The sequence below is a fragment of the Streptomyces sp. A 4/2 genome (genome assembly GCF_940670765.1).
In the GTDB taxonomy this organism is placed as follows: domain Bacteria; phylum Actinomycetota; class Actinomycetes; order Streptomycetales; family Streptomycetaceae; genus Streptomyces.
In genome coordinates, this window is record NZ_CALNVW010000035.1 from 36539 (window position 1) to 54793 (window position 18255).

Here is an 18255-nt window from a genome sequence, read left to right on the forward strand (position 1 = left end):
GCCTACATGGCCTACATGGCCTGACACGACCGGGCGGGGGCTGTACGGGACGCGTGGGGGATCCGGCCCGTACGGCCCCCGCCAGGGGGGGTGCTGTCAGCCGACGGAGGTCAGCGCCTGGTCGAGCGCCTGGAGGAACCGGTTGGTGGTGGCCCGGTCGCGCACGGCCAGGCGCAGCCACCGGGGTCCGAGCCCCGGGAAGGTGTCACCCCGGCGAGCCGCGAAGCCGAGGCCGCGCAGCCGCTCCCGGACCTCGTCGGCCCGCTCCATCCGGACCAGCACGAAGGGGCCCTCGGCCGCCTCCACCGCCCGCACCTCGTCGAACTCCGCCAGCCCGGCCAGCAGATGAGCACGGTCCGCGGCGATCGCGTGCGCCGCGAGCGCGGCCTCGGCGAGCGCCGGGGCCGCGCTGCACGCCTCGGCGGCGGCGAGCGCCGGAGCCGAGACCGGCCACAACGGCTGGGCCCGTGCGAGCAGTTCGACGGTCTCCGGCTCGGCCAGCACGTAGCCGATCCGCAGCCCCGCCAGGCCCCAGGTCTTGGTGAGGCTGCGCAGCACGATCAGCCCCGGCACGTCCGTACGTCCCGCCAGCGACTCCCGTTCGTCGGGCACCGCGTCCATGAACGCCTCGTCCACCACCAGGGTCCGCCCGGGGGCGGCCAGCGAGGCGAGCGTCGCCGCCGGGTGCAGTACGGACGTGGGGTTGGTCGGATTTCCGGCCACCACCAGATCCGCGGCCTCCGGAACGGCCGCCGGATCGAGCCGGAAACCGTCCGCCTCGCGCAGCAGCACCCGCTCCACCCGGTGCCCGGCGGCGCGCAGCGCCGCCTCGGGTTCGGTGAACTGCGGGTGGACGACCACGGGTCTGGTCGCGGGCAGGGCGCGGGCGATCAGGACGAACGCCTCGGCGGCCCCCGCCGTCAGCAGGACCCGCTCCACCGGCAGCCCGTGCCGGGCGGCCACCGCCGCTCTGGCGGCCCGGCCGTCCGGGTAGGAGGCGAGGCCGGAGAGTGATCCGGCGATGTGTTCTCTGAGCCAGTCCGGGGGAGTGCCCGCCCTGACATTGACCGCGAGGTCGGTGAGGCCCCCGGGGCCCCCGGGACCACAGTCCCGGACCTCGGCGTCCCCGTGGTGCCGCAGATCGTGTGCGTCAGTGTGTGTGCGCATGACTGCCATGGTGGTGATGGTCGTGCCCCTCGTCATCAGGGTGGAAGTGGGGCTGTTGTGGAAGTCCTACCTTGTCCTCGAATCCGGGCAGGGCGATCCGGTAGACGCAGGAGTCGCAGTTCATCCGCAGATCGCCTCCGACGGCCTCCCGGTACCGCTCCATGACCAGGTCCATCAGCTCCTCGGTGGGACCGATGACGGCCGCCGACCGCACCTCGGTGGCCGGGTGCGCGGCGTCCCACTCGCCGGTCTGCGCCAGCACCCGGTCCGGGAGTATCCCGGTGAAGAGGAAGTACGGCAGCACCACGACCTTCGCCGCCCCGAGCCGCACACAGCGGTCGAGACCCGAGGGCACGTCGGGCGCCGCGAGCGAGACGAAAGCGGTCTCCACCCCGGCGTACCCGCGTCCCTCCCACAGCAGCCGCGCCGCCTTGTGCACCTCGGCGTTGGCGTCCGGGTCGGTGGAGCCGCGGCCCACCAGCAGGACCGTCACGTCCGACCGTTCCCAGTCGCCGCGCGCCTCGTCGATGCGCCGCTCCAGCACCGACAGCAGACCGGGGTGCGGGCCCAGCGGGCGTCCGTAGGTGTACGAGATGCCGGGGTGGCGTTCCTTCTCGCGGGCGAGCGCGGCGGGGATGTCGCCCTTGGCGTGCCCGGCCGACACCAGCATCAGCGGGACGGCGGCGAAGCGCTTCACTCCTCGCTCGACGAGCTCCGTCACGGCGTCGCCGAGCGGCGGCGGCGACAGCTCGATGAACCCGCCGCCGACGACGAGTTCGGGGTGGCGCGCGCCCAGTTCCCTGACGAAGTCGCGGAAGGCATCGGCCCCCGCCTCGTCCCTGGTGCCGTGGCCGGCGATGAGCAGTGCGGGTGCGGGGGTGGTCACGCGATCTCCTTGTAGAGCAGGGCGTTGAGGGCGGCTGCCGCGACCGCGGACCCGCCCTTCTCGGAAACATTGCTGACGGCGGGCAGTCCACTGGCGCGCAGCGCGGCCTTGGACTCGGTGGCGCCGACGAAGCCGACGGGCAGACCGATCACGAGCGCCGGCGCCGCGTCGATGAGCAGCAGCTCTTCGAGTGCGGTGGGCGCGCAGCCGATCACCCAGATCGCCCCCGGGCCCACCTGTTCGTACGCGAGACGTACGGCGTGCGCGGAACGGGTCAGCCCCGGACCGGACACGGCCTCCTTCAGCCGGCACACGGTCTCGCGCTTCGTGATGCCCGCGGCGACCATCTGGACGTCGGCGACGACCGGGGCGCCCGCGTGCAGCGCGCGGTGGGCGGCAGCCAGGGACGCCTCGTCGCAGACCAGGTCGGTGGCGTACGCCAGGTCGGCCGCCGAGTGGATCACCCGCTCCACGACGGCCCGGGTGAACGGCCCGAGGTGCGAGGTGTCGAGGCGGGCCCGGAGCCTGCGGAACGACTCCTGCTCGATCGGATGGACGGACCGGGTCACCGTGCTGCCTCCGTCTGCCAGCGGTAACCCCTCGGGGTCACCATGCGGCCCGCGATCTCGCGCGCCGCGGTGTTGCCGACGACCACGACCGTCATCATGTCGACGGTCGCCGGGTCCAGTTCGGCCAGCGTCGTCAGCCTGCTGCTCCCGTCGGGGCGCGAGGCGTTCCGTACGACACCCACCGGCGTCGTCGGCGCGCGGTGCCCGGCGAGCACCGCCAGAGCCTTCGGGAGCTGCCAGTCGCGGCCCCTGCTGCGCGGGTTGTAGAAGGTGACGACGAGGTCGGCCTCGGCCGCCGCCCGCACCCGCCGCTCGATGACCTCCCACGGCGTGTGCAGGTCCGAGAGGCTGATCGAGACGTGGTCGTGCCCGAGCGGCGCGCCCAGGATCGCGGCGGCGGCGAGCGCCGCCGTGACCCCCGGCACCCCGACCACGTCGATGTCGTCGCTCGCCTCGGCCAGCGCGGGCGAGGCCATCGCGTACACTCCCGCGTCGCCGCTGCCGATCAGCGCGACGGCATGCCCGGCGCGCGCCTCGGCGACGGCCGTGCGGGCCCGCTCCTCCTCGGCGCCCAGCCCGGACTCCAGGACCCTGGTGCCCGGCCTGAGCAGATCGCGGATCTGGTCGACGTACTGGTCGAGCCCGACCAGCACCGAGGCCCGCCGCAGCTCGTCGCGGGCGCGTGGCGTCAGCAGGTCACGGGCGCCGGGACCGAGCCCGACGACGGCGAGCCGCCCGCGCGGCGCCCTGCGCGCCACCGCGCAGGTGGCCATCGCGGCCCGGCCCCCGGGCGCCGACTTCCGCTTGGGTACGAGCAGTTCGCCCCCACCGGCGAGCGCGGCGGCCTCGGCGACCGACGGCGTCCCGACGGCGGCCAGCGGCGCGCCCGACGGGTTGGGCACCTCGATCCCGGCGAGCACGTCCGCGGGGTGGGTACGGAGCGGCACACCCAGCCGCTCGGCCGCTCCGAGGATCCCGGGCTCGTCGGCCTTGGCGTCCACGGTCGCCAGCTCGGCGACGCTGAGCGGCGACAGACCGGCCTCCCGCAGGGTGTCCTCGATCAGCCCGAGCACCTCGCCGACGGACGCGCCCCTGGACGCACCGACGCCCACCACGAGCGAGGCGGGCCGCAACACCGCGTCGGCCGGGCCGAGTTCGACCGTCCGGTCGGTGACCAGGAGCGAGGCAGCATCCGGGCCGTCGGTCGTCGCAGCCGACACGTTCGACGGCAGCGCGGGCAGCGGCCACACCGCGTCCGCCCGCAGCGACACCGGCGAACCGTCCAGCACGGCGCGCGTCACCGCGGCCACCGCGCCCTCCACCGGGAGGCCCAGCGTGTCCAGCCCGGGTACGTCCGTGGCGTCCGTCGCCGTCGTCACCACCGGGGCGGCGCCCAGCACATCGGCGACCTCGGCCGCCAGCGCGTTCGCACCGCCCTCGTGCCCGCCCAGCAGGGACACCGCGAACCGCGAGCCCTCGTCGACGCAGACCACCCCGGGGTCGGTGGTCTTGTCCGCGAGCAGCGGGGCCACCAGACGGACGACAGCGCCCGTGGCGAGGAAGCACACCAGCTGCTCGCACTCGCCGAAGGCGCGCCGCACGGCCTCCCGCACCGGTCCCTGGTAGACCCGGGTGCGGCCGGGCCAGGCCGAGGCCAGCCGGTCACGCGCGACAGCGCCCGCCGCCGTGGCCGAGATGAGGCCGATCACTGAGTTGCTCCTTCGGTCGCCGATTCCGTGGGACGGTCGCCCCACAGCAGGAAGACGGGGTTGGTGGACGCCAGGCGGGTCACGTCGCCGGGCAGCGGCGCCAGCCGCGAGGAGTGCAGGAGTACGCCGTCGGGCGCGTACCCGGCGGCGGTCAGTGCCTCCCGCACGGCGGGCACCCGGTCCAGCGCGGCCAGCGCCACCACCACGGTGCGGCGCGCACGCCGGGCGCACGCCGTCACGACCGCGGGCAGATCACGGCCCCCGCCGCCGATGAACACACTGTCGGGGTCCGGGAGTCGGGACAGCACCGTCGGCGCGACCCCGTGCACCGCCCGCACGTCCACCTCGTGCAGGGCCGCGTTGGCCCGGATGCGCTGGATCCCGTCGAGGGTCTTCTCGACGGCGACCACCGCGGATCCCAGCCGCGCGCACTCCACGGCCACCGACCCCGACCCAGCTCCGATGTCCCACACCAGATCACCCGGGCGCGGACCCAGCCTGGCCAGCGCCAGCGCCCGCACCTCGAACTTGGTGATCATCGAGTCGCGGTGCACGAAGTCGCCCTCGTCCAGGGCCCAGCGGGTGGGCGCCGCCCGGCCACCGGACACCGTCAGCTGCCGGGGCGGGAGCGCCCGTGCCCGGTCCACGCAGAGCACCACGCTCACCGCGTCCGGCCAGTCCCTGGCGGCGGCCTCCTCGGGCGACAGCCACGCGACGGACTCGGCAGCCGGGTCACCGAGCGCGGAGGCCACCACGAGCGTGCGCGGGACGCCGGTCCGGGCCAGCGCGGCCCCGATCTCGGCGGGCCCGGCCCCCGGACCGGTCAGCACGGCCGTCTTCGGGTGCGCCAGACACACGTTCACCGCGGTCCGAAGCTCACGGCCGTGCGCGCTGACCACCACCGCGTCGTCCCAGGGCAGCCCGATCCGCGCGAAGGCGACCGCGACGGACGGGGCGCCAGGGCGCACATCAAGACATTTCGACCCGAAGCGCTCCGCCAGCACCCGCACGATCCCGAAGAAACCGGGGTCGCCGGAGGCCAGCACCACCACCCGGGCCGCGGGATCCGTACGGTGCTCCGCCACCTGGTCCAGCGCGGGCGCGAGCGGCCCCAGCACCACCGACTCCACCCCGGGCGGCAGCCCGGCCGCGGCCAGATGGCGCCGGGCGCCGACGACGAGCGTGGCACCGGCCAGCGCCTCCCCGGTGCCGGGGCCCGGGGGTGCGCCGGTGCCCGTACCGATCACGGTGATCACGGCGTGGCACCCTGCGCGCGGAGAGACCTGCGCGCCGCCGGATCGGCCTTGCGGAAGCCGTGGAAGTGCCCCGGGTGGTAGAGGTGCGAGCGGGTGCCCGACGCGGAGAGGGCCGGGCCCACCAGGAACAGCGTGTGCTTCCAGAGCTTGTGCTCCTTGACCGTGGCCTCCAGCGTCTCGATGGTGCAGCGCAGCACCAGCTCCTCCGGCCACGTCGCCTGGTAGGCGATGACGACCGGCGTCGACGTCGGATACCCGCCCTCCAGCAGCTCGGCGGTCAGCTGCCCGGAACGCGCCGCGGACAGGAAGACGGCCATCGTCGTGCCGTGCCGGGCGAACTCCCGCACCTCCTCGCCCGCGGGCATCGGCGTCTTGCCGCCGCCCAGCCGGGTGAGGATCACCGACTGCGCGACCTCCGGGATCGTCAGCTCGCGCTGTACCAGCGCGGCGACGGCGGAGAAGGCGGAGACCCCGGGCACGATCTCGACGTCGAGCCCCAGGGCCGTGCACCGGTCGAGCTGCTCCTGGGTGCCGCCCCACAGGGCCGGGTCGCCGGAGTGGATACGGGCGACCTTCAGACCGTCCCGCACCGCCCGCTCGTACACCGCGACGACGTCCTCCAGCGACATCGTCGCCGAGTCCAGGATCTCCGCGCCCGCGCGGGCGTGTTCCAGGACCTCGGCCTGCACCAGGCTCGCCGCCCAGATCACCACGTCGGCGTCGGCGATGGCCCGAGCGGCACGGAAGGTCAGCAGATCGGCGGCGCCGGGTCCGGCGCCGACGAAGGTCACCTTGCCGGGGGTGGCAGGGGCCATGGGATGGGGTCCTCTCGGATACGGGGTCACGGGATCACGCGTTGCCGCGCGGGATGGGGGTGCCATGGGCTAGCAAGGGCCCATGGCGGTCTTCGTTGCGTTCGGAGCGTTCCTGATGACGCTGGTCGGCGGCTGGACCGCGCAGCGCGTCACCGACCGGCGCCATCTCGTGCTGGGCCTGGCCGGTGGGCTGATGCTCGGCGTGGTCGGGCTCGACCTGCTGCCCGAGGCGCTGCACGCGGCGGGCGGGGAGATCTTCGGGGTGCCCGCGGCGCTGCTGCTGTTCGTCGCGGGGTTCCTCGTCGCCCACCTGGTGGAGCGGCTGCTCGCGGTGCGCCAGGCCGCGCACGGGGCGGGCGAGGAGCGGGTGCCCCAGGTGGGACTCACGGCCGCGTCGGCGATGGTCGGGCACAGCCTGATGGACGGCGTCGCCATCGGCGCGGCCTTCCAGGTGGGCGACGGCATGGGCGCGGCCGTGGCGATCGCCGTGGTCACCCACGACTTCGCCGACGGCTTCAACACGTACACCCTGACGAGCCTGTACGGGAACGCGCGCCGCAAGGCGGTCGCCATGCTCGTCGCGGACGCGCTGGCCCCCGTCGTGGGCGCCGCCTCCACCCTGCTGTTCACCCTTCCGGAGCAACCGCTCGGCTGCTATCTCGGCTTCTTCGGCGGCGTACTGCTCTATCTCGCCGCCGCCGAGATCCTCCCCGAGGCGCACCACGACCACCCGGCCCGCTCCACGCTGCTGTTCACCGTCGCGGGAGTGGCCTTCATCTGGCTGGTGGTGGGCGTCGCCGGCTGAGCCCGGACGGGGTGTCACAGCTTGCCGCCCCGCACACCGTCACGCCGGGCGGGCGCGATGAGGGTGGAGAGGTACGGCAGGGCGTCCCCGGCGCCGAGTTCGCTCGCGGGCCGGATCGATTCCCCGGGCAGCCCGAGCGCCGAACCCCACACCGCGTCCTCGGTCCGTCCGGACTCCCGCAGCGCGGTCGCCACCTCGGCTGCCAGCCGCCCGAACTTGTACGCCACGACCGTCCCCGGTCCCTCCAGCGCCTCCTTGAGCACAGCGGCCCCGGCGGTCACCGGGACCAGCGTCAGCGGCTCCGTGCCCTCGGTGAGGACGGCCCCGCTGCGCGCGGCCAGATCCTGCATGGCGGTGATCCCGGGCACCGTCTCGACGACCAGCCCCGGCACGGCGACGGTCTGCGCGAGGTAGGTGAACGTCGAGTACACATTGGGGTCGCCGATCGTCGCGAAGGCGACCGTCCCGTGCGCGGCGAGCAGCTCGGCGACCCGCTGCCCCGCGGCGTCCCAGGCGGCCTCGCGGCGCCCCCGGTCGGTGCGCTCGTTGAGCGCGAACACGACCCGTACGACCTTGTCCGCGCCGACGTAGTGCAGCACGGTGGCCTCGGCGCGGCCCCGCTCACCCGTGTCCATCACCGGGACGACGACGACATCGGCCTCCCGCAGGGCGCGGACTCCCTTGACGGTCACCAGTTCCGGATCGCCGGGTCCGACCCCGACCCCGATCAGCTTGCTCATTCCGTGCACCTCTCCGTGAATCTCCGGGCGATGGTGGGCTGCGCCGCCCAGTGCGTGTGCAGATAGCTCGCGTGCACACCCCGCTGTACGAACCCCTCGACGCGGCGCTCCGGCTGGTGCACACCCCAGGCGGGCGAAGCACCGGCGCCCGGCTCCAGCACCGTGCGGTGGAACTCGTGGCCGCGCAGCCGGGTCCCGGCCCGCGCGAGCGAACTGTCCGAGACGGCCACCGCGTCGCGGTAGCCGAGCGTGAGCTTCTCCGACATACGCGCCTCCGCGTCCAGCACCCCGCACATCGGCCGTCCGTCCAGAGAGCGCGCGAGATACAGCAGCCCGGCGCACTCGGCGGCCACGGGCGCGCCGGAGCGCGCCAGCTCGGACACGGCCCTGCGGAGCGGCTCGTTGGCGGACAGCTCGGGGGCGTACACCTCGGGGAAGCCCCCGCCGATGACCAGCCCGCGGGTGCCCTCCGGGAGCCGCTCGTCGTGCAGCGGGTCGAAGGGGACGACCTCCGCGCCCGCCGCGGTGAGGAGCTCCGCGTGCTCGGCGTACGAGAACGTGAAGGCGGACCCACCGGCGACGGCGACCACCGGGCGGGCCCGGCCCACGGGCCCGGCCGACGCCCGCGGCTCCCCGAGGGCGCCCACCGGGTCCCACGCGTCCGCGACCGGCGACGGCGCACTGCGCGCCAGCGCCAGCAGCGCCTCCAGGTCGCACCCCGCACGCACCTGCGCGGCCAGCGCGGCGACCGCGGCCACCGCATCGGGCCGCCGCTCCGCGACCGGGACCAGCCCCAGGTGGCGGGACGGCGTCTCCACCTGCCCGGCGCGCCGCAGGGCACCGAGCACCGGTACCCCCGACTCGTCCAGCGCCTCCCGCAGCATCGCCTCGTGCCGCGCCGAGCCCACCTTGTTGAGGATCACCCCGCCGATGCGCACCTCCGGGTCCCAGGAGGCGAAGCCGTGCACCAGCGCGGCCACCGACCGCGACTGCGACGACGCGTCCACGACCAGCACCACCGGTGCCCGCAGCACCTTCGCGACCTGGGCCGTCGACGCCAGTTCACCCTGCCCGGCGGCGCCGTCGTACAGCCCCATCACGCCTTCGACCACGGCGAGATCCGCGCCCGCCGCGCCGTGCGCGAAGAGCGGCGCGATCAGCTCCGTACCGCAGAGGTACGCGTCGAGATTGCGGCCCGGACGCCCGGTGGCGAGCGCGTGGTACCCCGGGTCGATGTAGTCCGGCCCGGCCTTGTGCGGCGACACCACGAGCCCACGCTCCGCGAACGCGGCCATCAGCCCCGTGGCGACCGTGGTCTTGCCGCTGCCCGAAGCGGGCGCCGCGATGACGATTCTTGCTACCACTCGATGCCCCGCTGGCCCTTCTGCCCCGCGTCCATCGGATGCTTGACCTTGGACATGTCGGTGACCAGATCGGCGAACCCGACCAGTGCTTCGGGGGCGTTGCGCCCGGTGATCACGACGTGCTGGGTCCCCGGCCGGTCACGCAGCACGGAGACCACCTCGTCGGTGTCCACCCAGCCCCAGTGCATGGGGTACGCGAACTCGTCCAGCACGTACAGCTGGTACGTCTCCGCGGCCAGATCGCGCTTGACCTGCTCCCAGCCCTCCCGGGCCGCTTCCTCGCTGTCCTCGATGGACCGCTGGACCCAGGACCAGCCCTCGCCCATCTTGTGCCAGGCGACCGTCCCGCCCTCGCCGCTGGCACCGAGCACCCGCAGCGCGCGCTCCTCGCCGACCTTCCACTTCGCCGACTTCACGAACTGGAAGACCCCGATCGGCCAGCCCTGATTCCAGCCGCGCAGCGCGAGCCCGAAGGCCGCGGTCGACTTCCCCTTGCCCACACCCGTGTGCACCACGGTCAGCGGCCGGTTGCGCCGCTGCCGGGTGGTGAGCCCGTCGTCGGGCACCGTGGTCGGCTGTCCCTGCGGCATTACGCGGCACTCCTCGAACTGGTCTGTACGTCCTTCACGAGCCCGGCGATGCTCTCGGCCCGCAACTCGTCCAACGTCACGGCGCTGCCGCCGAGATGACGTGCGAGATCCCCGGCGAGCCCCAGCCGTACCGGACCCGACTCGCAGTCCACGACGACGGACGCGATACCCGTCGCCTCGTGCAGCCGTGCGGCACGGGCGGCCAGCGCCACCGGCTCGGGTCCGCCGGTGGCGCGCCCGTCCGTGACGACCACCAGCAGCGGCCGGCGCGAGGGATCCCGCATCCGCTCCACCCGCAGGACGTCATGGGCCTTGAGCAGCCCGGCGGCCACCGGGGTCCGGCCCCCGGTCGGCAGCGTCTCCAGGCGGGCCGCCGCCGCGTCCACGGACGACGTGGGCGGCAGCGCGACGTCGGCCTCCTTGCCGCGGAAGGTCACCAGCCCCACCTTGTCCCGCCGCTGGTAGGCGTCGAGCAGCAGCGAGAGCACCGCGCCCTTCACCGCGCTCATCCGCTGCCGGGCGGCCATCGACCCGGAGGCGTCCACCACGAACAGCACGAGGTTCCCCTCCCGCCCCTCCCGCGTGGCCTGCCGCAGATCGTCCCGGCGCAGCACCAGCCCGCGGCCGGACCGCCCACGGGCCCGCTGGTGCGGCGCGGCGGCCTGCACCGTCGCCGCCAGGTGCAGCTTGGTGAGCGCCCCTTGAGGCCGCCGGGCCCCGGTCGTCCTGCCGTGCTCGGTCCGCGCCCGGGACCGGCGCCCGGCCGCGCCCTCGCCCAGTCCGGGCACGCTCAGCATCTTCGTACGGAACGGCTCGGCGGCGCCCACGGGCTGCTGCTCACCGCCACCGGAGGACTGCGCCCGTCCCGGTTCCTGCTCCCGGTCCTGCCCCTGTCCCTGCTCGGGCACGGACGGTGCGGACGTGTCGCCCGACTCGCCCTCCGGCTGCGGCGGCGTGCCGGGCCCGTCGCCCTGCGGGGGCCGGCCGCCGCCACCGGGGCCGTCCGGGTCCGGATCGCCGTCCTCGCCGCTGTTCTGCTCCAGCGTGTCGTCGAGCTTGTCCTCGTCCAGCCCCGGCGCGTCGAAGGGATTGCGCCGCCGCCGGTGGGGGAGCGCGAGCAGGGCGGCCTGCCGTACGTCCTCGGCCAGGACATCCGTCCGGCCCGCCCAGGCGGCCAGCGCGGTGGCCGTCCGCGCCATCACGATGTCCGCGCGCATCCCGTCGACCTCGAACGCCGCACAGGTGGCCGCGATCTGCCGCAACGCCCCGTCCCCGAGGCGCACTTCGGGCAGCAGCGCACGCGCGGCCGTGATCCGAGCCCGCAACGCGCCCTCCTCGTCGGCCCACCGGGCGGCGAACCCGGCCGGGTCGTCGTCGTACGCGAGCCGCCGTCGCACCACCTCGACCCGCAGATCGGTCTCACGGGAGGCCGCGACCTCCACGGTCAGCCCGAACCGGTCGAGCAACTGAGGCCGCAGTTCGCCCTCTTCGGGGTTCATCGTCCCGACGAGCAGGAACCGCGCGGCATGCCGTACGGACACTCCCTCGCGCTCGACGTACGAGGCGCCCATCGCGGCGGCGTCCAGCAGGAGGTCGACCAGGTGGTCGTGGAGGAGATTGACCTCGTCCACGTACAGGATCCCGCGGTGCGCGTCGGCGAGCAGCCCCGGCTCGAAGGCCTTCACGCCCTCGGCGAGCGCCCGCTCGATGTCGAGGGCGCCGACGAGCCGGTCCTCGGACGCGCCGACGGGCAGCTCCACGGTCCGCGCGGCCCGCGACACGCCGGGCCCGGTCTCGTGCGGGCCGTCCGGGCACGCCGGATCGGGCGACGCCGGGTCGCAGGAGAACCGGCACCCGGGGACGACGGACACCTCCGGCACGAGCGCGGCCAGCGCGCGCACGGCGGTGGACTTCGCGGTGCCCTTCTCGCCGCGCACCAGCACCCCGCCGACGGCGGGGGAGACGGCGTTGAGCAACAGCCCGAGCCGCAGATCGTCCTGTCCGACGATGGCGGTGAAGGGGTACGGCGTACTCACAAGACCTCCTTGACGAGGGAGCAACCAAGCCCCTCCGGCGATTGAGGAGCGGGGTCCGGGGCGGAGCCCCGGTTCAGGGAAGGGGCGGGCCGGGGGAGAACGCCCGCCGCGGGCGCCACGCGACGCCCGCTCACTCGTCCCCCTCCAGATCGCCTTCGAGCTCCAGGTACGTCGCCCGCAGCCGCTCCAGCGTCCCGGCGTCCGGCTCCGCCCACAGCCCGCGCTCGGCCGCCTCCAGCAACCGCTCCGAAATCCCGCGCAGCGCCCAGGGGTTGGACTTCTGCATGAACTCCCGGTTCTCCGGGTCGAACACGTACTCGGCCGACAGCTTCTCGTACATCCAGTCGTCGACGACCCCCGCCGTGGCGTCGTACCCGAAGAGGTAGTCCACGGTCGCGGCCATCTCGAAGGCGCCCTTGTAGCCGTGCCGCCGCATGGCCGCCATCCAGCGCGGGTTCACCACCCGCGCGCGGAAGACCCGGTGCGTCTCCTCGCCGAGGGTCCGCGTCTTCACCTGGTCCGGCGTGGCGCTGTCGCCGACGTACGCCTCGGGGCTCTCGCCGGTCAGATGCCGGACCATGGCCACCATGCCGCCGTGGTACTGGAAGTAGTCGTCGGCGTCCATCAGGTCGTGCTCACGGGTGTCGACATTTTTCGCCGCCACCGCGATCCGCCGGAACGCCGTCTCCATGTCCCCGCGCGCCGCCCGCCCGTCGAGCCCGCGCCCGTACGCGTAACCGCCCCAGACCGCGTACACCTCGGCCAGGTCCGCGTCGGACCGCCAGTTGCGGGCGTCGATCAGCGGCAGCAGCCCCGCTCCGTACGCGCCCGGCTTCGAGCCGAAGATGCGGGCCGTGGCCCGCCGCCGGTCGCCGTGTTCGGCGGTGTCCTCGTCCGCGTGCGCCCGTACGTAGTTGGCCCCGGCCGGTTCGTCCAGCTCCGCCACCGCGCGTACCGCGTCGTCGATCAGCCCCACCACATGGGGGAACGCGTCCCGGAAGAACCCGGAGATCCGGACCGTGACATCGATCCGGGGCCGCCCCAGCTCCTCGGCGGGCACGATCTCGAACCCGGTCACCCGGCGCGACGCGTCGTCCCAGACCGGGCGGCAGCCCAGCAGCGCCAGGATCTCGGCGATGTCGTCGCCCTGGGTGCGCATCGCCGACGTGCCCCAGACCGTCAGGCCCACCGACTTCGGGTAGTCGCCGGTGTCCTGGAGGTAGCGGGCGATCAGCGAGTCCGCCAGCGCCTGCCCGACGTCCCAGGACAGCCTGGACGGGATCGCCTTCGGGTCGACGGAGTAGAAGTTGCGGCCGGTCGGCAGCACGTTGACCAGACCGCGGGTCGGCGATCCGGACGGACCGGCCGGGACGAAGCCGCCGTTCAGGGCCAGCAGGATGTTGCCGATCTCGTCGGTCGTCCGCGCCAGCCGGGGCACCACCTCGTCGCAGGCGAACGCCAGCACGGCCACGGCCGACGGGAGTCCGGTGCCCAGCACCTCGCCGACCAGGGCCGGGACGGCCGCCGGGTCCCAGCCGCGCGCCTCCATGCCCTCGGCGAGCCGTCGGCACACCTGCTCCAGCAGGTCGATCGCGTCGGCCCCGGTCCTGGCCGGACCCTCCACCAGCGCGGTCAGCTCGGCGGGCACCTTCACCGCGGCGCCCGGCTCGCCCAGCAGCTCCTTCTCCGCCAGCCCGAAGTGCTCGGCGAGCGCCGCCCGCAGACCCGGCAGCGCGTGCGCCGTACCGCCCCAGACCTGTGACGCCCGCAGGACCGCCAGCACCAGATTGACCCGGGCCTCGGACTCGGGACCGCCACCCAGGATGTGCAGACCGTCGCGGATCTGCACATCCTTGATCTCGCAGAGATAGCCGTCGACATGCATCACGAACGAGTCGAAGTCGTCGTCGTCCGGCTGCTCGTCGAGATGCAGGTCGTGGTGGAGCTCGGCCGCCTTCACCAGCGTCCAGATCTGCGCCCGCACGGTCGGCGCCTTCGCCGGGTCGAGATCGCTGACCATCGCGTACTCGTCGAGCAGCTGCTCCAGCTTGGCCAGGTCCCCGTAGGTGTCGGCGCGCGCCATCGGCGGCACCAGATGGTCCACCACCGTCGCATGGCCCCGCCGCTTGGCCTGGGTGCCCTCGCCCGGGTCGTTGACGATGAACGGGTAGATCAGCGGCAGTTCGCCGAGCACCGCGTCGGGGCCGCACTCCGCGGAGAGCCCGAGGCCCTTGCCGGGCAGCCACTCCATGGTGCCGTGCTTGCCCATGTGGACGATCGCGTCCGCGCCGAAGCCGCCCTCCGAAGCGGCGGTCTCCAGCCAGCGGTACGCCGCCATGTAGTGGTGCGACGGCGGCATGTCCGGGTCGTGGTAGATCGCGATCGGGTTCTCGCCGAAGCCGCGCGGCGGCTGGATCATCACCACCACGTTGCCGAACTGCAGGGACGCCAGCACGATGTCGTCCCCGTCGACGTACAGCTCGCCCGGCGGCTCGCCCCAGTGCTCCAGCATGCTGTCGCGGATGCCTGGCTCCAGCTTGTCGAACCACCGCCGGTAGTCGGCGAGCGGCACCCGCGCGGGCGCCGCTGCCAGCTGCTCCTCGGTGAGCCATTCCACGTCGTGGCCACCGGCGTTGATGAGGCGGTGGATCAGCTCGTCGCCGTTGTCCGGGTGGCCGTCGACCGCGTACCCGGCGTCGCGCAGCGCGTCGAGCACCCGGATCGCCGAGGCGGGGGTGTCCAGGCCCACCGCGTTGCCGACCCGTGAGTGCTTCGTCGGGTACGCGGTGAAGACGACGGCGAGCTTCTTGTCCGGGTTCGGCTTGTGCTTCAACTGCGCGTGCCGTACGGCGATTCCGGCGACCCGCGCGGCCCGCTCGGGGTCGGCGACGTACACCGGCACATCGCCCTCGCCCTGCTCCTTGAAGGAGAACGGGACCGTGATCAGCCGGCCGTCGAACTCCGGGATCGCCACCTGCATCGCCGCGTCCATGGGGGAGACGGCGGCGTCCGACGCCTCCCAGACGGCGCGCGACGACGTCAGGCACAGTCCCTGGAGGACCGGCACGTTCAGATCGGCCAGCGCCCCGATGTCCCAGGCCTCGTCGTCCCCGCCCGCCGACGCGTCGGACGCACGGGTACCGCCTGCGGCGAGCACGGTCGCGACCAGCGCGTCGGCCCGGCCGAGCAGCTCGTACAGCCCGGCGTCGGCGCTCCGTAGCGAACCGCAGTACACCGGGAGGGCGTTGGCGCCCCGCTCCTCGATCCGGTCGCACAGCACGTCCACGAAGGAGGTGTTGCCCGACAGCTCGTGCGCCCGGTAGAAGAGCACCCCGACGGACGGCCTGCCGTCCACCCACGCGCGGTCGCCGTGCAGCCCCCACTCCGGCATCTTCCGGGGTTCGGCGCTGCGCCTGGCCCGCTCCTCCCCGGCGCGGACGCTGGCCGCGGGCAGCACGTCCTCGGTCAGGAACGTGGCCAGCTCCGTGAGGTTCCCCGGCCCGCCCTCGACGAGGTACTGGAGCGCCTCGGCCACGGCGCCCGCGTGCAGGGTGGACTCGGCCATCAGCTCCGCGTCCGGCACGGACTCGCCGCCGAGCAGCACGGTGGGTATCCCCGAAGCGCGCAGCACATCGAGACCGTCCTCCCAGGCGCGTCTGCCGCCCAGCAGCCGTACGACGGCCACCGAGGCGCCGTCGATCAGCGCGGGCAGCTCGGTGGCGGCGTCGACCCGGGTCGGATTCCCGGTCCGGTACGGCGCGTCGGAGGCTCGGGCCGCCAGCAGGTCCGTATCGGCGGTGGACAGCAACAGCACGGTGCTCATGGCGCTCCAGGTGCGATGAAGGGAAGTCCTGACGGTGCGCCCGATTCGATGAGCGCGAGAAGCCGGTCGGTGTCCGCGTGTTCTTCGATGAGGTCGCCGAGCCGGTCGAGCTGCTCCTCCCGGAGCATGCCGAAGCTGGTGTCGGGCGCCGGGACGAAGCGGCGGCCCGCCGCGCTCGCGACCTCGCGCAGGAACGCGCGGCGGAAGCCGTCGCTCTCCAGCGAGCCGTGCCAGTGGGTGCCCCAGACGGAGCCGACCCGGCAGCCGTCCAGGAAGGGGACGCCGTCGGTCACGTCGGCGACGCCGTGATGGATCTCGTACCCCTCGACGCGCTCGCCGAGGGCCTCGCCGACGGGCCGCGCCAGGGTCTTCTCGGCGGCGAACCGTACGCGCACGGGCAGCAGCCCGAGCCCGTCCACCGACCCGGCGCGCGATTCGATCTCGTCCTCGATGTGCTCGCCGAGCAGCTGGAAACCGCCGCAGATGCCCAGCACGGGACGGCCTTCCGCCGCCCGCCGGGCCAGCGCCGCCGCGAGCCCGCGCTCGCGCAGCCACTCCAGCGCCCGCACGGTGCCACGGGTGCCCGGCACGATCACCAGGTCCGCGTCGACGAGCTCCTCGGCCCGGTCCACGAACCGCACGACGACCCCGGGCTCGGCGGCCAGCGCGTCGACATCGGTGAAGTTGGACATCAGCGGTACGGCGCACACGGCGACCCGCAGGACGTCCGGTCCGTACGGCTCGGCGACGGCCGACTCCCGTACGGCGCCCCGCATCGAGACGTGCAGCCCGTCCTCCTCGTCGATGCCGAGGCCGTGCGCGAACGGGAGCACCCCGTACGTACGCCGCCCGGTGAGCCCCTGCAGCATGTCGATGCCGGGGCGCAGGAGGGACACGTCGCCGCGGAACTTGTTGACGATGTACCCGGCTATCAGCTCCTGGTCCTCGGCGCTGAGCAGCGCGGTCGTGCCGAAGAAGGAGGCGAAGACGCCACCGCGGTCGATGTCGCCCACCACCACCACCGGGAACCGCGCGGCCCGCGCGATGCCCATGTTGACGATGTCCGTCCGGCGCAGATTGATCTCGGCAGGACTGCCGGCCCCCTCACAGATCACCGCGTCATACGTGCCCCGAAGTTGTGCCAGACAGTCCGTGACGGTGCCCAGCAGGGCTTCCCGCCCCCCGCCGTACGCGGATTTCCCGCCGGACGCGTCGCCGAAGAACCCGCGGGCGCTCATCTCGCCCACCGGTCTGCCCAGCAGCACGACCTGGCTCGACCGGTCGCTCCCCGGCTTGAGGAGCACCGGGTTCATCAGCGCGGTGGGTTCCACCCGCGCCGCCTGCGCCTGCATCGCCTGCGCCCGGCCGATCTCCGCGCCCTCGCGGGTGACGAACGAATTCAGCGACATGTTCTGCGCCTTGAAGGGCGCGACCTTCACCCCCCGGCGCACCAGCCACCGGCAGATCCCGGCCGTGACCACGCTCTTCCCGGCATCCGACGTGGTTCCGGCGACCAGCAGTCCGCCACTCATCCGCGCACCTTCCTCACCAGGAGAGCCGTCGCGAGCGCCAGTACGGAGACCCGCCGGGACAGCCGTACCGCGCGCTCGATGTCGTCCACGCCGACGGGCCGGCCGCCGCCGTTGAGCACGGCCCGGTGCTCGACCCGGCCGCCGTACGAGAGGGTGCCGCCGAGCCGTACGCCCAGCGCCCCCGCGAACGAGGCCTCCACCGGACCGGCGTTGGGGCTGGGGTGTTTCGCCGCGTCGGCGCGCCAGGCCCGCACGGCACCGCGCGGGTCCGGGCCGGCCAGCGTCGCGAGGACAGCGGTCAGCAGGGCTCCCGGCCGGCCCGCCACGTCGTCGAGCCGGGCCGAGGCCCAGCCGTACCGCAGATACCGGGGCGAGCGGTGGCCGACCATTGCGTCCAGGGTGTTCACCGCCCGGAACCCGGCCAGACCGGGCACCCCGGCCAGCGCCCCCCACACCAGCGCGCCCACCACGGCGTCGGAGGTGTTCTCGGCGACGGACTCGACGACCGCGCGGGCCATCTGCTGTCCGTCGAGCGCCTGCGGATCACGCCCGCACAGATGCGGCAGCCGCTCCCTGGCCGCTTCGAGGTCGCCCGAGGCCAGCGCGTCGCCGACCGCCCGCGCCTCCCGGCCCAGCGAGGTACCGCCGACGACGGCCCAGGTGGTGACGGCGGTCAGGGCGATGCCCGCGGCGGCCCGGCCGCGCACGGCACGCCGGGCCAGCAGGGCGGCGCCCACCACGCCTCCGGCGCACACCACGGTGTGCAGCGCCCCGCGTCCGCGGTGGTCGCGCCACAGCCGGCGCTCCACGGCAGCCGCGGCCCGTCCGAAGGCGGCCACCGGGTGTCCGCGCCGCGGATCGCCGACGATCAGGTCTGCTACGAGGCCGGTGGTGGCGCCGTACACGAATACACGCTCGGCACGCATCGGGTCAGCAGGCCGATACGCCTCGGAAAACCTTCGT

General features: G+C 74.2%; 14 protein-coding genes. 1 reads left to right on the forward strand and 13 read right to left on the reverse strand.

Annotated elements, in window-relative coordinates; all coding sequences use genetic code 11:
* Window positions 1-96 precede the first annotated feature (96 nt).
* Genes cobC through cobM form a run of 6 tightly spaced genes read right to left on the reverse strand, consistent with a single transcriptional unit; the run spans window position 97 to window position 6402 of the window.
* Window positions 97-1167: an Rv2231c family pyridoxal phosphate-dependent protein CobC gene (gene cobC / locus NBY69_RS25980; protein ID WP_308409503.1), complete on the reverse strand. Its 1071-nt coding sequence runs from the start codon at window positions 1165-1167 to the stop codon at window positions 97-99.
* Window positions 1151-2053, reverse strand: coding sequence for a sirohydrochlorin chelatase (locus tag NBY69_RS25985; RefSeq protein ID WP_250303922.1), 903 nt, complete (start codon window positions 2051-2053; stop codon window positions 1151-1153). Before NBY69_RS25985 ends, cobC begins: the two co-directional genes overlap by 17 nt.
* Window positions 2050-2622 (reverse strand): precorrin-8X methylmutase, encoded by a 573-nt coding sequence (locus tag NBY69_RS25990; RefSeq protein WP_250303923.1) that lies wholly within the window; start codon window positions 2620-2622, stop codon window positions 2050-2052. Before NBY69_RS25990 ends, NBY69_RS25985 begins: the two co-directional genes overlap by 4 nt.
* Window positions 2619-4331 (reverse strand): precorrin-3B C(17)-methyltransferase, encoded by a 1713-nt coding sequence (cobJ, locus tag NBY69_RS25995; protein ID WP_250303924.1) that lies wholly within the window; start codon window positions 4329-4331, stop codon window positions 2619-2621. The genes NBY69_RS25990 and cobJ overlap by 4 nt, the downstream gene beginning before the upstream one ends.
* Complete coding sequence (gene cbiE, locus NBY69_RS26000; protein WP_250303925.1) at window positions 4328-5587, reverse strand: precorrin-6y C5,15-methyltransferase (decarboxylating) subunit CbiE; 1260 nt, start codon at window positions 5585-5587, stop codon at window positions 4328-4330. Before cbiE ends, cobJ begins: the two co-directional genes overlap by 4 nt.
* A complete protein-coding gene (cobM, locus tag NBY69_RS26005) occupies window positions 5584-6402 on the reverse strand; it encodes a precorrin-4 C(11)-methyltransferase (protein WP_250303926.1) in 819 nt (272 codons plus the stop codon). The genes cbiE and cobM overlap by 4 nt, the downstream gene beginning before the upstream one ends.
* Window positions 6403-6484: 82 nt before the next feature.
* Here cobM and NBY69_RS26010 point away from each other — a divergent pair, with 82 nt between their 5' ends.
* Window positions 6485-7207 (forward strand): ZIP family metal transporter, encoded by a 723-nt coding sequence (locus NBY69_RS26010; protein WP_250303928.1) that lies wholly within the window; start codon window positions 6485-6487, stop codon window positions 7205-7207.
* Between the two features lie 14 nt (window positions 7208-7221).
* Here the strand turns inward: NBY69_RS26010 and cobI are convergent, their stop codons facing one another.
* From cobI to NBY69_RS26045, 7 genes are all read right to left on the reverse strand, one after another.
* On the reverse strand, window positions 7222-7947 hold the full coding sequence (cobI, locus tag NBY69_RS26015; protein ID WP_250303930.1) for a precorrin-2 C(20)-methyltransferase: 726 nt from the start codon (window positions 7945-7947) through the stop codon (window positions 7222-7224).
* Entirely contained in the window at window positions 7944-9311 is a 1368-nt protein-coding gene (locus NBY69_RS26020; RefSeq protein WP_250303933.1) for a cobyrinate a,c-diamide synthase, read from the reverse strand. The genes cobI and NBY69_RS26020 overlap by 4 nt, the downstream gene beginning before the upstream one ends.
* Window positions 9305-9901 carry a cob(I)yrinic acid a,c-diamide adenosyltransferase gene (gene cobO, locus NBY69_RS26025; protein ID WP_250303934.1) on the reverse strand — a complete coding sequence of 199 codons (597 nt, stop codon included), beginning with the start codon at window positions 9899-9901 and terminating at the stop codon, window positions 9305-9307. Before cobO ends, NBY69_RS26020 begins: the two co-directional genes overlap by 7 nt.
* Window positions 9901-11937 carry a putative cobaltochelatase gene (locus NBY69_RS26030; protein WP_250303936.1) on the reverse strand — a complete coding sequence of 679 codons (2037 nt, stop codon included), beginning with the start codon at window positions 11935-11937 and terminating at the stop codon, window positions 9901-9903. The genes cobO and NBY69_RS26030 overlap by 1 nt, the downstream gene beginning before the upstream one ends.
* Window positions 11938-12067: 130 nt before the next feature.
* Window positions 12068-15760, reverse strand: coding sequence for a cobaltochelatase subunit CobN (gene cobN / locus NBY69_RS26035; protein WP_250303938.1), 3693 nt, complete (start codon window positions 15758-15760; stop codon window positions 12068-12070).
* Window positions 15757-17292, reverse strand: a complete 1536-nt coding sequence (locus NBY69_RS26040; protein ID WP_250303940.1) for a cobyric acid synthase — start codon at window positions 17290-17292, stop codon at window positions 15757-15759. Before NBY69_RS26040 ends, cobN begins: the two co-directional genes overlap by 4 nt.
* Window positions 17289-18218, reverse strand: coding sequence for a cobalamin biosynthesis protein (locus tag NBY69_RS26045; RefSeq protein WP_250303942.1), 930 nt, complete (start codon window positions 18216-18218; stop codon window positions 17289-17291). The genes NBY69_RS26040 and NBY69_RS26045 overlap by 4 nt, the downstream gene beginning before the upstream one ends.
* Window positions 18219-18255: the final 37 nt, after the last annotated feature.

Coding starts and splice junctions, on each gene's coding strand:
- NBY69_RS26045 (WP_250303942.1), bottom strand. CDS start 18,218: ATGCGTGCCGAGCGTGTATTCGTGTACGGCGCCACCACCGGCCTCGTA.
- cobI (WP_250303930.1), bottom strand. CDS start 7,947: ATGAGCAAGCTGATCGGGGTCGGGGTCGGACCCGGCGATCCGGAACTG.
- NBY69_RS26040 (WP_250303940.1), bottom strand. CDS start 17,292: ATGAGTGGCGGACTGCTGGTCGCCGGAACCACGTCGGATGCCGGGAAG.
- cobC (WP_308409503.1), bottom strand. CDS start 1,167: ATGCGCACACACACTGACGCACACGATCTGCGGCACCACGGGGACGCC.
- cobN (WP_250303938.1), bottom strand. CDS start 15,760: ATGAGCACCGTGCTGTTGCTGTCCACCGCCGATACGGACCTGCTGGCG.
- cobO (WP_250303934.1), bottom strand. CDS start 9,901: ATGCCGCAGGGACAGCCGACCACGGTGCCCGACGACGGGCTCACCACC.
- cobM (WP_250303926.1), bottom strand. CDS start 6,402: ATGGCCCCTGCCACCCCCGGCAAGGTGACCTTCGTCGGCGCCGGACCC.
- NBY69_RS26010 (WP_250303928.1), top strand. CDS start 6,485: ATGGCGGTCTTCGTTGCGTTCGGAGCGTTCCTGATGACGCTGGTCGGC.